Genomic DNA, 15282 nt, shown 5'->3' on the forward strand with positions numbered 1-15282 from the left:
CATGACATTAACAATGGGCTTTATTGGATTTGGAAAATCAGCTAACCGTTATCACCTACCTTATTTAAAGACACGTAATAATATAAAAGTAAAAACAATTTTTGTACGTCAAATAAATGAAAAATTAGCGGCTCCATATGAGGAAAAAGGTGTTTACTTCACTACTGATTTAGACGAATTGTTGAATGACAAAGAAATTCAAGTTGTGACAATTTGTACGCCAGCACATACGCACTATGAATTAGCAAAAAAAGTTATACTAGCTGGAAAATCAGTTATCGTTGAAAAACCATTTTGCGATACAGTAGAACACGCCAAAGAATTATTAGCATTAGGACGAGAGAAAGGCGTAGTCGTTATGCCTTATCAAAACCGGCGTTTTGATGGTGATTTTTTAGCTGTGAAGCAAGTAGTTGAACAAGGATTCCTTGGTGATATTATTGAGATTGAATCACATATTGATTATTTCCGTCCTGGTTCAATCACTCATGAAGCTCCAAAAGAAGAAGGTTCATTTTACAGTTTAGGTATTCATACGATGGACCGCATGATTTCACTATTCGGCCGTCCAGATACGGTGACATACGATATTCGTAATAATGAAATGGAAGGTGCGGTTGATAACTATTTCGATGTTGGTCTACATTACGGAAATCAGTTGAAGATTAAGCTGAAAACGAACCATGTCGTAGCAAAAGATTATCCACGCTTTATTGTCCATGGAACAAATGGATCGTTTATTAAATATGGTGAAGATCAGCAGGAAAATGATTTGAAAGCGGGTATTATGCCTGAGAGTGCAGGGTTTGGTGAAGATTCACCGATGTACTATGGAGTTGCTAAGTATCGTAATACAAATGGTGACTGGATTGAAAAACAAATTAAAACGCCACTTGGTGATTACGGTCGTTTCTATGATGCGGCGTATGACACAATTGTCAATGGTGCATCAAAACTTGTGAAAGACGAAGAAGCGGTAACGAATATTGAAATCTTGGAAAACGGATTTGCTGCCCCATCACCTTCAGTTTACAAACTTGAGGCTTTACATTTGAATGAATAGAAGAGAGTTTGCAGTATAAAGGAGGTATGGAAATGGCAAGCGGATCAACACAAGTAAAATACCTCGGCATTTATCAAAAGATTAAACAGCAAATTTTAGACGGTGAATATAAAATCAACGAAAAAATTCCAAGTAGCTCTGTCCTTGCTGAAGAATTCGATGTTTCAGCACTTACTATTAAAAAAGCGCTGGATCTATTAGTAAGAGACGGCTACATTATCCGCCGGCGCGGAAGTGGAACCGTGGTACAAGATTGGCATCAGCAGGAAAAGGCACGAATGATTCAAACTTTAACAGGTACGAAAGCTGTTTACGGTAGTGAGGTAGAAAGTAAAATTATCGAGTTTGCGATTGTAGGTGCTGATGAAGTAGTTGCTGAGAAATTGGGAGTTTCAATTGGTGATTTCGTCTATAAAATCATTCGCCTTCGCATCATTCACAGCATTCCGACGATTATGGAGCATACATGGATGCCAATTTCGGTTATCCCAGGTGTTGAGGCTTCTGTTTTAGAGGAGTCGATATACTCACATATTCAAAATAAACTTGGTCTTGAAGTAGGGACATCTGTTGTCAGGGTTAAAGGAATTCGCCCAGATGATAGGGAAAAGCAGTTTATGAACTTAACAAATCAGGATTTCCTAATGCGAGTTGAGCAAGTAGCTTACTTAACGGATGGACGAACTTTTGAATATTCTTACGCAGATCATTTACCGGAAACCTTTGAGTTTGAAACAGTCATTACGGCAAAAAATTATAAAGAGACATAAAAAACGGTTGAGGCAAGTATTGTCTCAACCTATTTTATGTCTTCTACAGTTATTATTCATCAGCAGTAATCAGCATGGATGTGTTCCCGGTTTTTTCAAGATGAACTTCTCCCCAGGAACAGAGGGAATCAAGTATAGCTCCTAAAGACGAACCGTAATCCGTTAAAGAGTACTCTACTTTCGGTGGTACTTGGTCATATACTTTCCTTTGGATTACACCATCTTCTTCTAGTTCCCGTAATTGTTGCGTTAACATTTTTTGCGTAATACCAGGCATTAAACGTTTTAATTCACTCGTTCTTTTTGTTCCTTTTTTTAAATGACAAAGGATAACAACCTTCCACTTTCCACCAATAACTTCTAAAGTCGCTTCTACAGGAATATTATATGTCTTCATAAAAAAAACTCCTTTGATGAATTTAGATTACAGTTGTGAGCCTACATCCGTTGTAATACTAAAATTATTTCTTTTTAGTACCTATAACACTTTAAAGTGCGTACTATTTATTGTGCTAAATATCGGTCATAATAACCGATGTAAGAGAGAAATAAGCAGAATGGCACTTGAAAATGCATATGTTCCTTTTTAGTACCTATAACACTTTAAAGTACGTACTTTTTATTAGGATGAATATAATCCATAATAGCACTTGTAAGCAAGAAATGCGTGAAATGTGCTTTGAAGGAGCCATCATGCTATGGGGAATTTTACATGAGAATAATTTGTTGTGTTATTAAAATTAATCCAAGACTTAACAGTTGATTAATTGAACTGTAAAGTTTAAAATTACAGTAAGATTTTTAAAAGTGAGTTGTTAACGTCTGTAAAATGTAGCATGAATAATAGAGATAAATGAAACATTGCTGAATAACTAACATTATGTGAATTTGATTCTAAACTGTAATTTTTTTTAATACATTTCAATAAGCGATATTTAAAATGTACGTTTAATAACATTAAAGGAGTGAGTTAAATATGGTAATTCTATATACAACAGCAAGCTGTGCTTCATGCCGAAAAGCGAAAGCATGGCTTGAAGAGCATCAAATTGATTATATTGAAAAAAACATCGTATCAAATTCTATGACAGTTGATGAGCTTAAATCGATTCTTCGTTTAACTGAAGAGGGGGCTACTGAAATTATTTCAACTAGATCCAAAACTTTTCAGGACTTAAATATAAATATTGATGAGCTCTCGCTAAATGAATTTTATACATTAATAATTGAGCATCCACTAATGTTGCGTCGCCCGATTATGCTGGACGAAAAAAGATTGCAAATTGGTTTTAACGAAGAAGAAATTCGCAAATTTTTACCACGTAGCGTCCGAACATTTTTAAACATTGAACTGCAAAAGCTGGCTAATTAATAAGTAATATTTTTTAGGAAAAGTGGTATGAAAGGAGGAAGCTGAAAATGATAGAAGTATGTGTTACAGTCCATTATAACGATAGAAATTATCAAACAAATGTTATTGTAAGTAAAGATACGATATGGACAAAAATTAAACAATTGGCAGAAGAACAAGTCAAAAAACAGTGGGGCTTTTAAATTGGATTATTTAAAAAGTGAAGTTACACGTTAGAGGCTTTAACTAAATCTAAGACTTTTCAGGACTTAAATATAGATAAGAAATTTGTATGAAAGGAGGAAGAAGGAAATGATAGAAGTATGCGTTACAGTTAATTATAACGATAGAAATTATCAAACAAATGTTATTGTGAATAAAGATACGATATGGAAAAAAATTAAACAGTTGGCAGAAGAACAAGTGAAGAAACAGTGGAGTGTTTAAATGTATTTTTAACTTAAAAAGCTAAATGAAGTTATGGAATCTATTTCTTTATGCTAAGAGTGGTTCTTATATATTTTAACGTTCAACTAACCTATCTGTAATGTTTATGGCTACAGTATGTTAATATAGGAGAAACAATATTTTTGATTGTAGGAGGAAAACAATGAACAGCGACTTTACCTTGGCCATACACAGTTTAACTTATTTAGCTTTACAGCCAGATCGGATGTCAACAAGTAATGCTATTTCAGAAAGTGCAGGTGTACATCCAGTACGTATTCGCAAAGTACTAAGTTTGTTAAAAAAACATAAGTTTATACAATCGAAAGAGGGGACTGGTGGCGGTTTTATTTTCGCTCGCGATTTAGATGAAATTAATCTTTGGCATATTTATCAGATAACCTCTGAAGGTGCTTTGCAGCCGAAGTGTCCGGAATCAAACAATCAGTGTGTTGTAGGTTCGAACATGCGAAAAGTTCTTTTCGCTATTTTCTTAGGTGCTGAAGAGCATCTAGGTGAATACTTAAAGAATTATACAATGAAAGAAGTTGTTGACCTTATCAATCAAGAGCGTTAAGCGGCTTAATTATTATACAGCCGTGAGTTCTTAACACTTAAATGTAATGAAAAATATTACAGTATAATTTGTTTTTATATCTTTTTTATCGTCACAAAAAATATTTATAGGAAGGTGAAACGGTATGATGTCAAATAATAATCATGTTTTAAAAGTAGGAGATTGGGTTCGTGGAATATCAAATGAAGGTGAATTAATAGTTGGTTATATTGTATCACTTGATGATATAGAGGATATAGTTACAGTTAGTATTGTGAAACGTGACGGCAAGTATACAATAAACGAAGCGATTTTACTCTTTAGTAAACACGTTAACAAACTCCCTGAATCAAAGGTAATAAATAAGGAACAAATCCTTTATCTTATAGATCTTGCATTATTAACAGGGGATGAAGAATGGTTTATCGAGCTTTCTTCAAAATTAAACTCGATAAAAGAGCTAGTTAATGAGGGATTTTAAAATTTAAACTTTTGAGGGTGCACACAATCCGCCTTATGGAGAGGACACAATTACTTTTCGCATAAAAGGAAATGATGTAAAAACGATTTATTACAAACATAGAGATATACCTGAAGAAGAGCCGAACAAACTACAATTAAGATGATATTGAAGTGATTTGTTTGTGTATTCCTGATAACGATAATTATGTAAATGAGCTGTCCATATGGGGCAGCTTTTTTGTTTTTTGCTCAGTGTAGCTTTTTAAATTGTATATGAATTCAATATTAATAATATATATCCTAAAATTTGGTTTTTGTATTTTGGGATTTTTTTCTTTTTACCTACATTAATTATTTATTAGAATATCTTTTATGTTTAAAATAAAATTTTTTGATAAAAGGGGATATAAGTATCTTTATAATAAGTCACTTAGAAAAACAATGTATTATTGTATTTTTTTACTAACTAATTCAGCTTTAAGCGATAAAAACAATGGCTACATGCTAACTGTAAAATATTATCCATATAAAATTATTCCTCTTTAATATTTCTGAAAATATAAAAATATTAATTTTATAAATATACACGTTATAATGAGGGCGTCGAGAGAAATTTTATTATCTCTGGAGAAAATATAAAAAATGCGATTATTAGTAAGAAAGGTGTGTGATTAGAGGCGAAATGTATGTAATGTGCTTCAGTGGCTTGTGTAAGCAATATCATCAGTGCTACCGAAGTTATGAAAGTAATGTATAGAATTGAGAAAGAAATGCCTCGCAAATGAAGAGAGGCCGGTTTAGCTAAAATTACTGTTAAAAGTAAAAAAGAGAAACCATTAAAGTAATACACTGTTATTAGAAATGTTGCAACGTATTTATGAAGTCTATTCTATATCGTTCTCTTAAGGGGTCTTTATATAAAGAGCGGATATTACGAGTAAACTTTTTTGTGAACGCTAACAATTATATTAGGACGCTAATTAGCGAATGTTTCAATTTGGATTCATTATGATGAAGGACATACAATGTGGGGCAACTTGTAAGGAATTCATTTTCCTAAAAGGGAATATTTGTTAGGTGCAAAGAGAGATGCAGGAATAGATACAAGGGGGAGTTATTATATGAACGGGAATACTGCAAAGAAAATAGAAGTTCAAGCTGAAAATACCGCACTAAAAAATGAGCAATATGCAGATCCGAAAAAGTGGCATAAGCAGGATACTACATGGGCACTCAGTCTATTTGGAACTGCAATTGGAGCAGGGGTGCTCTTTTTACCGATTAATGCAGGTTCAGGTGGTTTATTATCTTTACTACTAATTACATTGCTTGCATATCCAGTTATGTACTACTCACATAGGGCACTTGCTAAAATGATATACGCTTCTAATTCTGCTGATGAGGGGATCACAGGTACAATTAGAGAGTATTTCGGAAATAAAGCGAGTATCATTTTTAACATCGTATATTTCGGTTCAATTTATACAATCGTACTAATGTATTCGGTTGCGCTTACAAACACTGCAAGTAGTTTTATCGTGCATCAATTGCACATGCCAGAACCTCCAAGAGCTATTTTATCACTTGTATTAGTTCTTGGTCTTATCGCTATACTGAATTTTGGTCAAGATATTACTGTAAAGGTAATGAGTATGTTAGTGTATCCTTTCATAGTTTCTCTACTTTTTATCGCAATATCTTTAATTCCACAGTGGAATACGTCAATGCTTAGTTTTTCAGCTGTTTCAACTGCTTCAACAGGAACAGGCTATTTTGGGACGATATTGATGATTCTACCAATCATCGTATTCTCATTTAATCATTCACCTATGATTTCATCATTTGTTGTGAAACAGAGAGCTACGTATGGAATCGAAGCCACTGATGCTAAATGTGCGCAAATACAAAAGGTTTGTTATATCATGACATTCGCTGTTGTTATGTTCTTCGTTTGGAGTAGCGCATTGAGCTTGACTCCAGATGATATAAAAATGGCAAAAGAACAAAACTTATCAATTCTTTCATATCTTGCTAATGAACTTAATTCGCCTGTAATCACTATTGCAGCTCCAATTATTGCTTTTGTGGCTATTACAAAGTCTTTCCTTGGCCATTATATAGGAGCATTTGAAGTAATGCGTGACATGATTATTAAGTTTGGTAAATCACGTGGAAAAGATATTGAAGAAAAAACAATTAAGACAATAATTCTTACTTTTGTTGTATTATCATGCTGGTTTGTTGCTTATACAAATCCAAGTATTCTTGGACTTATTGATTCTCTAAGCGGTCCTTTAGTTGCTGCTATCTTATGTCTATTACCGATGTATGCGATTCAAAAAGTGCCAGTACTAGCTAAATACAAAGGGAAAATGAGCAACGTATTTGTTATTATTGTAGGTGTACTTACTGTCTTAGCAAGTATTAAGTCATTATTCTAATTCACTACTGTTGGTTTTAGTATCAAAATAGTTGGATCTGAGAAAATAAGGAGCAAGTTTTGAATAGTTTTTTTCAAAACTTGCTCTTAAAATATTCTAAGGAATTAATTTTACAAATAAGTTTATTCATATTAGTCATCTAGCGTTTTGGTCATATACTCATCCAATATTATCAAGACCTAAATCGAAAAATTTTAAATATCAAGCGCCTAACGTATTATATATCCCTAATATGTTAGGCGCTTTTATTTTGGATAATAAATTTTGAACCTGAATTTGAATAGTATATTTCTCTATTTGATGCTTATTTAATATTGTAAAATTTGTATTGAAAATTCGAGGTTTTAAAAGTATCATATACATATTCAAACATTTGAAGATGTATATGATACTTTTTGAAATTGAGGAAAAGTAACGGAGGGATTTCAATGGGAAACGAAATGCAACAATTTAAAGCAGATTTCTTTAAAGCCTTAGCACACCCTTTGCGAATAGGTATTTTAGAATTATTGTCAGAAGGTGAAAAAAGCGTAAACGAAATTCAAGATATTTTAAATAAGGAAGGCTCAGCTGTTTCTCAGCAATTAAGTGTACTACGTTCAAAAAATATTGTTGTTGGTAGGAAAGATGGAAAAAGAGTTTTATATTCTTTACGAGACCCTATTATTGTGGATTTATTGGTGGTTGCACGGAAGATTTTTAATAACCATTTAATCGATACGATTTCAATGTTAGAAGAGCTAGATGAAGCAGAAAGTGAAATGATGGCCAAGGAGGGATAGGTTGAGTATTGAGGTTAAGAAAGAAGATATCATCCAACATGGGATTGAAACATTTCGCTCATTAGGAGCTCATTACGTTTGTGAAGTTTGTATAAAAAGTGGGAATTCTTGTTGTTTTTCATGCCAACATTTACAAGATGGAGTTGGATGTCGAAAAAGAAATACTGCTTGTACAGCTTGGTTATGCGGAATTCAAGGTTTTTTATTTGATCAACTAGGATTACTGGATGAATGGAATCGTTTTTGGAGTGAAATTCCAGGACAAATGTTTCGTAGAGATATTACTCCAGATAAGGTAAGGATTAGATCGTTTATTGATACGAAGAAGCTAGATAGCCGAGCCGGAGAACGTCTAGCAGAAAGATTGAAATCCTATGTACAACAAGGTGGAGATATAGGTGAATTGGAGTGTCATTTAAGTAAAACATATAGTAAATATTAGGATGGTTTTTCTTTTTGTGAAAAGGACAATTTTCTGTATAAGGGACCGAGAAATACATTTGTAATCCAGATCTATTAAAAATAGAAAAGAAGGGTTTGTAATGAGAAAGTTATTTACAGGAAGGTTTGAAGGATATTCATTAGCACATTTTCAAAAGGATCTTCTTTCAGGAATGATTGTTGGAGTTGTTGCGATTCCACTTGCTATGTCTTTTGCTATTGCCTCTGGTGTTAAGCCAGAGTATGGGATTTATACAACCTGTATTGCTGGAATACTCATTTCACTGTTTGGTGGTTCGAAGTATCAAATTGGAGGACCTACAGGTGCTTTTGTTCCGATTCTTTTAGGAGTTGTAATTACCTATGGATACGAAAATTTACTACTCGCGGGTTTGTTAGCTGGAATTATTTTATGTCTTATGGGAATCTTCAAGCTAGGCTCTTTAATTAAGTTTATTCCACGTCCTGTAACAATTGGTTTTACTTCAGGTATTGCTGTTATTATCTTTACGGGACAAATTGCTAGTTTTTTAGGTTTAACAGGTATAAAAAAACATGAGGAATTTCTAGCGAATTTGAAGGAACTTTTCACTCATATCAGTACTACCAATTTTTATAGTGTTATAACTGCTTTGATTTGCTTTTTTGTTATACTCATAACACCAAAGATTTTACCAAAAGTGCCTGGTTCATTAGTAGGTGTTGTTATTTCAACTGTAATTGCAACTGTATTTTTCTCAGGTCATGTACCTACTATTGGTACAGCATATGGCACGATTCCAAATACACTTCCTCAGTTTGATATACCAGAAATCACATTAGAACGTATAAAACAGTTAATTGGTCCTGCATTTGTTATTGCGATGCTCGGTGGAATTGAATCGCTTTTATCCGCTGTCGTGGCAGATGGTATGACAAATAGTAAACACAACAGTAACAAAGAGCTTGTCGGTCAGGGGATTGCAAATATTGTTACCCCGTTATTTGGTGGGATTCCAGCAACTGGAGCAATTGCTCGTACAGCGACTAATATTAAGAGTGGGGCTGTATCTCCGATGTCGGGTATTATTCATGGGGGATTTGTGTTATTGACACTTTTACTGTTAGCTCCATATGCTTCACATATTCCTCTTGCTAGTATGGCTCCCATTTTAATGGTGGTAGCTTGGAATATGAGCGAACAAAAACATTTTTATCACATACTCAAAATGAAGACAGGAGATTCCCTTGTATTACTAGTAACATTTTTACTTACTGTATTTACTAGTTTAACAACAGCTGTGGAGATTGGTCTTATTTTAGCTGTTATTTTGTTTACAAAACGTATGGGTAATATGCTTGTTATATCTAAAGTGCTTCCTGATCATACAAAAAAGAATGAAAAATTGTTATCGCATGTGGTAAATAAAGCTCATGATTGTCCACAAATTAGTATTTATACAATAGAAGGGCCATTATTCTTTGGGGCTGCTCAAACATTTGAACAAAATATTTTAGCGACTATTCATTATAAACCTAAAGTTTTAATTTTACGTATGGGAAAAGTTCCTTTTATTGATACCACAGGAGAGTCTTACTTTAGGAATATTGTTCAGCACTTCAAAAAACAAGGTGGCGTACTTCTTATTTCTGGAATTCAATCAGAGCTAAAAGCCAATCTAGATAAGAATGGATTGTATGCTGAAATTGGGAAAGAAAACTTTTTTGATCATACCGGGGAAGCAATTAATTGTGCTTTAGGACATCTGAATACAAAAAAATGTATAGGGTGTAAGCATTTTGCTTTTCATGAGTGTACAGGGCTTTCTCAGCAATCTCAGGAAATCAATACAATAAAGAATAAAGTAAATGCATTAGATTTTTAAAAATTTCACTTCACATACAAAGTTTGTTTGATTTAATCTACTTTTTCATCATTTTATTAAAAAATAGAGAACAAGAAAGTTTGCTTTGGAGAATGTGGAGAAGATTTTTTACAAGGTGTGAACAAGTAGTTTTTTTATACATTCAACAAATAAGTATCAAACAGTAAGAAGAGAATATTTCCCGTATATTTAAACGAAAAAGGGAAATTAAAAATAATATTTATTTAATAGAATACACGAAAATGAGTGGAGGAAATAAAAATATGTCTAATTTACCAAATTGTCCAAAATGTAATTCAGAATACACTTACGAAGATGGGAATCTTTTTGTTTGTCCAGAATGTGCTCATGAGTGGGCTTTAGAATTAGAAGCTGAAAATAGTGAAGATACAAAGGTAATTAAAGATGCAAATGGAAATATTTTAAACGATGGTGATTCTGTAACAGTAATTAAAGATCTTAAAGTAAAAGGAACTTCATCAGTTGTAAAAATTGGTACAAAAGTAAAGAGTATCCGATTAGTTGATGGAGATCATGATATTGATTGTAAAATTGATGGTTTTGGAGCTATGAAATTAAAATCTGAATTTGTTAAAAAGGTATAGATATTATTCTATTAAATAAATGAATATATATAGTTCTTCCTGTTGTACCTTATGTTCAGCGGAATTACCCTCATGTTAATACTAAAACCCACCTTATTATAAAAGGTGGGTTTTAGTATTAACATGAGAAAATGTAGTATCTATTCACAAGGCTATTATAGGACTTGTAACCATCTTGATTTATATGAATTATTTACGTCTAAACGGGCCTTTTGGAGCAATTAGCTCTAAATTAGTACCATCTGGATCACGGAAGTAGGCAACGCCTGTGCCAAATCCGGATTTCTAGCCGTCTTCTTGAAAGATAATTGGTTCGTCATATGGGTGCTATCCTATGCCCATCAAGCTAACAAAATGGATTGCCTCTGAAACAAAAAAATTTTTATTACTATAAAAAACGTAAAGTATCTGTTTTTAGAAAAAATTAATTTTTATAAATTGATGGAGATATAACTCAATTCTTTTATATATTTAGTTAAATATGATTGTCAGAATGAACTTAAAGTAATTATGATTTCTAGAAATGCGAACTGATGTTTTGAATTGGTTTAAAGTTGCTGGAACAAAATAAAACCAATTGAGCAAAAAAACTTGCAAAAATAAAAAGAGAGATGTATATTAATTGATGTATCAATAATTGATATATCAATTAATATTTTGACAAGAAAGAAAAGGAACATTTTATGAAGGAAATGTTCGTAAATATCAGTGGAGAAGAACGCAAAATACTTATTCGTGTTCTATTACAGATGCAAAAAAATGTAGAGAATATTAAAGAATAGAGAGTGTAGGGGGCAGAATAGTGTGGAAATAATCGCAGCTATTTTAGTCGGGATCGTAGCATTAGAACATTTGTTTATCATGATCCTTGAAATGTTTTTTATTGATTCAAAAGTAGCGAAACGTGCTTTCAAATTACCGAAGCATTTAGAAGGAGATCGAAACGTAGCCATTATGTTTGCAAACCAAGGTTTATATAATGGATTTTTAGCGGCTGGTCTCATTTGGGGACTTGTACTTGGGCTCAATCCAATTGGTTATATGGTCCAATTATTTTTCGTGATTTGTGTGGTGATAGCAGCTATTTTTGGAGGTTTCACATCTAATAAATCAATTATTGTGAAACAAGGTCTTCCAGCTGTTTTAGCACTGGTTGCCCTTTTATGTATGATATAGAATCAAAGTTTCTCAATAAAAGAACTCATTTTTGAAAAGAATACGCTATTCTTTCTTTAGAATTATAGGAAAGGATGGCGTTTTTGTATGTCTATTTCTATACGTAGTGAATTATAACTATTCCCTCAAGTGACTCAAATGCTTTTCAGCTTTTGGATATATTTCATCCATCTTTGTTTCCTCCTATTGTTGGATAGTGTAATAATTGATAAAAATTTTGATGAAATTGGATTATAACGATTGATCAAAAAAGTTAGTGATTAAAAATATTATTCTTTAGTACATACATTTTTAAGATGTTAAATATATTTCATAATAGTCTCTGTAAGATAGGGATAAGTAGAATAGTACTTTAAAGTACCTATAGCACTTTAAAGTGCGTACTTTTTATAACTTTGAATATCATTCATAATAACACCAGTAAGAAGAAAACAAGATTTACGGTACTAGTTACCAACGATGTTACAGCAGTTTATTTAGAGTCAGATTGATTGAAAGGTTGTACTATATGGCCTAATAATTTCGGGAAAATGTCGGTGTCGCATAAAACAATTATGGAGGTTAAAGATATGAGTACTTCAAATTTGAATGAAATAAGTAAACAAATTTTAAAAGAGGAGGAAACACTTCAATTTTCCTCTTTTACAAATGAAGATGCCTTGCAACTAGGTTTATTTATCGTTGAAACAGCAAAGCGAGAAGGAAAATTGATTGCTGTTGATATAACGAAAAATGGTGTGCAATTATTTCATTTCAAGATGACAGGGACAAATGAGGAAAATACGAAATGGATTGAGCGTAAAAAACGAGTCGTTTCCCTGCATGATCGTAGCTCGTATTATATGCAGATACAAAGTGAAATAACTGGAATTTCATATAATGAAAAATATCTTTTAGATACTTCGGAATATGCTGCGTTTGGTGGATGCTTTCCTATCAGAATAAAAAACGTAGGGGTTATTGGAATGATAACAGTTTCAGGATTACCACCAGAAGAAGATCACGAATTGGTAATAAGAGCAGTTAAACATCAGTTGAACCAATAGTTGTAACTAGTGAATAGATAATTAATTTTAGGGGGCAATACTATGCCATTAATCGAGCTAAATACTTGGCCAACCATGTCAACAGAAGAAAAGAAGGAATTTATTTATAGTGTAACGGAACTTACAATAAAACTATTAAAAATTGTCCCTGACAAAATTCAAGTGTTGATAACGGAACTTGAGAAAGAAAACTGGGGGAAAGCTGGGGCTGTAGCAAGTGATGCTACCTTTGCTGAGAAAAGTAGGGTGTCTAATTGGGAAACAAAAGAGTCTTACGATACACTAGGTCGTAACGTTAATGGAATGGCTATTATTAAGATTGATATATGGAATACATTTGATCAAGAGACAAAGGATAAGTGGGTAAACGAACTTACACAAGTAACATCTAAATATACTCATGCACCTTTGGATAAAGTACTAATTCTTATTCGCGAAATGATTCCAGGGAACTGGGGACAAAGTGGTGTAACAGGAGCTAATGCAGATTTCCTTTCCAAAAGTCGTGCATTTTAATCGCTAAATAAAAAGGCAAAAATGAACATATTTCTGTTCGTTTTTGCCTTTTTGATATTTGTCTGCGGTAATGAATATGGTCCTTTACATGTGTAAGTAAAGTCCTCTCAAATTGTCTCTACGGGAAAAATGTATTTTTTCATTGATTTCTATTCAATAAAATGTTTCTGTTTATATTATGACTTTTAAATTACTTTAGGCGAGCTAAAGAACTGATTAACAGTATTAAAGTTTGACATAAAATAATGCATTCTATATTATGTACGCTATAGCATGTAAATTGCGATTTATTTGGAGGTGGCATATGGACTTATATGAGTTAACAGGACATCTTGTTCATCATACTGATGTGAAGTTAACAAATTATATAATGTAAGTTTTTAATCACATATTGCTTATAAAATTTATCTTTTATATGCTATGGCATATAAATGTCACCTTTTAACTTGTAACGGCAAAAATTTAAATAATACAGTAGATATATTATGAAACGAGGAGATTTTAGTGATGAAAAAATTCATATTAGCGTTTGATAGAGAACTTGTAATTGCAGAAAAAAAAGACTCAACATGGAGCGTCCAATCGCAGTTTGTAGGTGCGAATCCAGTTGCGTTAGCCTTAGATCCATACGACCCAGAAAGAATGTATTGTGGTACTTTTGATAGGGGATTATGGAGAAGCAAAGATGGAGGAAGTTCATGGGAAGCACTTGGTACGTTGCCTTCATTTGGTGAAGTGTTCTCAGCTAATGCTATTCATATGAGAGCTATTACAGCAATTTCTGTATCTCCAGCGAAGGGTGATGACGGTAACGGGATTGTATATGTAGGAACTGAACCGAGCGCAATGTTCGTATCCAAAAATGGGGGAGACAGTTTTGAGTTGCTAACAGATTATCGACAAATGCCATCTTATTCATCATGGTTCTTTCCTCAAAGAACATATACACACCACGTAAAACATATTGAAATTGATGCTAATAATCCAAAAACTATTTATACGACTATTGAGGTTGGGGGATTAATTAAAAGTGTAGATGGCGGTATGACGTGGACTGAGGAAAAAGAGGGGAATTATCCTCAAGATATTCACATTCTTAAATCACATCGCAATGCGCCAAATCGTTTATACGGGGTGTTAGGTGATTCATTCTTGAAAGAACCAGGTCAAGAGTATGCGGAGAGTAATGAGGGAGGTAAGACTTGGAACTATATTTGTAGCGGGCTAAAGCATCATTACGCATATCAAATGGCAGTTAACCCAAATGATCCAGAAAATATTATTATCGCGACATCTTCAAATCCACACGTAGCGCATGATTACAATAATGGAAATTGTGAATCATTTATTTATAAGAAAGAAAAAAATCAGTCTTGGGCAGAAATGAATGCAGGTTTACCAACTCCTAAAGGGACAATCATACCAGTATTAAAGGCAACAAGTGATGGAACGTTTTATCTGCTTAGCAATAAAGGAGTGTATCAGTCTGTAGAGGGTGGTTCAAATTGGACATCATTAGAGATTCCTTGGGAGAATAGATTTATGGAACAACATCCATATGAGATGTTAATTATTAAATAAGTGACGGGTATAGTTTTTACTACTATTCATTGGTAATGTTTAGTTGAATTTAAATTAAAAATGTAAAAAGGCAGGTAATGTGTTATTCATGCTACCTGGCTTTTTTGACCAGCAATTTAAGGTTATTTTCATATTTGTGTAAATATGAAACAAGCAGGATACATGAATAGAGAATGGGTA

General features: G+C 33.0%; 17 protein-coding genes and 2 pseudogenes. 17 read left to right on the top strand and 2 right to left on the bottom strand.

Features of this window, described 5'->3' with window-relative positions; translation table 11 throughout:
- The first annotated feature begins 1 nt into the window (after window position 1).
- Complete coding sequence (locus ACTJJY_RS16540) at window positions 2-1063, top strand: oxidoreductase (protein WP_440606028.1); 1062 nt, start codon at window positions 2-4, stop codon at window positions 1061-1063.
- A gap of 32 nt (window positions 1064-1095) precedes the next feature.
- Window positions 1096-1833 carry a GntR family transcriptional regulator gene (locus tag ACTJJY_RS16545; RefSeq protein ID WP_016123066.1) on the top strand — a complete coding sequence of 246 codons (738 nt, stop codon included), beginning with the start codon at window positions 1096-1098 and terminating at the stop codon, window positions 1831-1833.
- A 52-nt stretch (window positions 1834-1885) separates the two neighbouring features.
- Here the strand turns inward: ACTJJY_RS16545 and ACTJJY_RS16550 are convergent, their stop codons facing one another.
- The gene (locus ACTJJY_RS16550; protein ID WP_000860831.1) at window positions 1886-2230 is read right to left on the bottom strand and encodes a winged helix-turn-helix transcriptional regulator; all 345 of its coding nucleotides are present in this window, start codon (window positions 2228-2230) and stop codon (window positions 1886-1888) included.
- Between the two features lie 579 nt (window positions 2231-2809).
- Here ACTJJY_RS16550 and spxA point away from each other — a divergent pair.
- From spxA to ACTJJY_RS16605, 11 genes and pseudogenes are all read left to right on the top strand, one after another.
- The gene (gene spxA, locus ACTJJY_RS16555; RefSeq protein WP_000236189.1) at window positions 2810-3205 is read left to right on the top strand and encodes a transcriptional regulator SpxA; all 396 of its coding nucleotides are present in this window, start codon (window positions 2810-2812) and stop codon (window positions 3203-3205) included.
- A 47-nt stretch (window positions 3206-3252) separates the two neighbouring features.
- Window positions 3253-3387 (top strand): BA3454 family stress response protein, encoded by a 135-nt coding sequence (locus tag ACTJJY_RS16560; protein ID WP_440606029.1) that lies wholly within the window; start codon window positions 3253-3255, stop codon window positions 3385-3387.
- A gap of 109 nt (window positions 3388-3496) precedes the next feature.
- Window positions 3497-3631 (top strand): BA3454 family stress response protein, encoded by a 135-nt coding sequence (locus ACTJJY_RS16565; protein ID WP_023522572.1) that lies wholly within the window; start codon window positions 3497-3499, stop codon window positions 3629-3631.
- A gap of 163 nt (window positions 3632-3794) precedes the next feature.
- Window positions 3795-4208: an Rrf2-family transcriptional regulator SaiR gene (saiR, locus tag ACTJJY_RS16570; RefSeq protein WP_001083465.1), complete on the top strand. Its 414-nt coding sequence runs from the start codon at window positions 3795-3797 to the stop codon at window positions 4206-4208.
- A gap of 124 nt (window positions 4209-4332) precedes the next feature.
- A complete protein-coding gene (locus ACTJJY_RS16575) occupies window positions 4333-4668 on the top strand; it encodes an IDEAL domain-containing protein (RefSeq protein ID WP_440606030.1) in 336 nt (111 codons plus the stop codon).
- 7 nt (window positions 4669-4675) lie between these two features.
- A pseudogene (locus ACTJJY_RS16580) lies at window positions 4676-4813 on the top strand (DUF3888 domain-containing protein); the annotation flags it as partial.
- Between the two features lie 957 nt (window positions 4814-5770).
- Entirely contained in the window at window positions 5771-7090 is a 1320-nt protein-coding gene (locus ACTJJY_RS16585) for an aromatic amino acid transport family protein (RefSeq protein WP_001014168.1), read from the top strand.
- A 428-nt stretch (window positions 7091-7518) separates the two neighbouring features.
- Window positions 7519-7872, top strand: coding sequence for an ArsR/SmtB family transcription factor (locus ACTJJY_RS16590; RefSeq protein ID WP_000526187.1), 354 nt, complete (start codon window positions 7519-7521; stop codon window positions 7870-7872).
- Between the two features lies 1 nt (window position 7873).
- Entirely contained in the window at window positions 7874-8314 is a 441-nt protein-coding gene (locus ACTJJY_RS16595; RefSeq protein WP_000021463.1) for a hypothetical protein, read from the top strand.
- Between the two features lie 100 nt (window positions 8315-8414).
- Window positions 8415-10178 (top strand): SulP family inorganic anion transporter, encoded by a 1764-nt coding sequence (locus ACTJJY_RS16600; protein WP_440606031.1) that lies wholly within the window; start codon window positions 8415-8417, stop codon window positions 10176-10178.
- A 263-nt stretch (window positions 10179-10441) separates the two neighbouring features.
- Complete coding sequence (locus tag ACTJJY_RS16605) at window positions 10442-10783, top strand: zinc ribbon domain-containing protein YjdM (RefSeq protein WP_440606032.1); 342 nt, start codon at window positions 10442-10444, stop codon at window positions 10781-10783.
- A 189-nt stretch (window positions 10784-10972) separates the two neighbouring features.
- Here ACTJJY_RS16605 and ACTJJY_RS16610 read toward each other — a convergent pair.
- A pseudogene (locus tag ACTJJY_RS16610) lies at window positions 10973-11107 on the bottom strand (VOC family protein); the annotation flags it as partial.
- Between the two features lie 480 nt (window positions 11108-11587).
- Between ACTJJY_RS16610 and ACTJJY_RS16615 the strand changes: the two are divergent.
- The 4 genes from ACTJJY_RS16615 (at window position 11588) to ACTJJY_RS16630 (ending at window position 15102) form a co-directional block, all read left to right on the top strand.
- Window positions 11588-11959: a DUF1304 domain-containing protein gene (locus tag ACTJJY_RS16615; RefSeq protein WP_000402472.1), complete on the top strand. Its 372-nt coding sequence runs from the start codon at window positions 11588-11590 to the stop codon at window positions 11957-11959.
- Window positions 11960-12489: 530 nt separating this feature from the next.
- Window positions 12490-13005: a heme-degrading domain-containing protein gene (locus ACTJJY_RS16620; protein WP_440606033.1), complete on the top strand. Its 516-nt coding sequence runs from the start codon at window positions 12490-12492 to the stop codon at window positions 13003-13005.
- Between the two features lie 42 nt (window positions 13006-13047).
- Window positions 13048-13521: a tautomerase family protein gene (locus ACTJJY_RS16625; RefSeq protein ID WP_440606034.1), complete on the top strand. Its 474-nt coding sequence runs from the start codon at window positions 13048-13050 to the stop codon at window positions 13519-13521.
- A 507-nt stretch (window positions 13522-14028) separates the two neighbouring features.
- The gene (locus tag ACTJJY_RS16630; protein WP_440606035.1) at window positions 14029-15102 is read left to right on the top strand and encodes a WD40/YVTN/BNR-like repeat-containing protein; all 1074 of its coding nucleotides are present in this window, start codon (window positions 14029-14031) and stop codon (window positions 15100-15102) included.
- The last annotated feature ends 180 nt before the right edge of the window (window positions 15103-15282 follow it).

It is taken from the genome of Bacillus sp. 22475, from assembly GCF_052044835.1.
Lineage (GTDB): Bacteria > Bacillota > Bacilli > Bacillales > Bacillaceae_G > Bacillus_A > Bacillus_A cereus.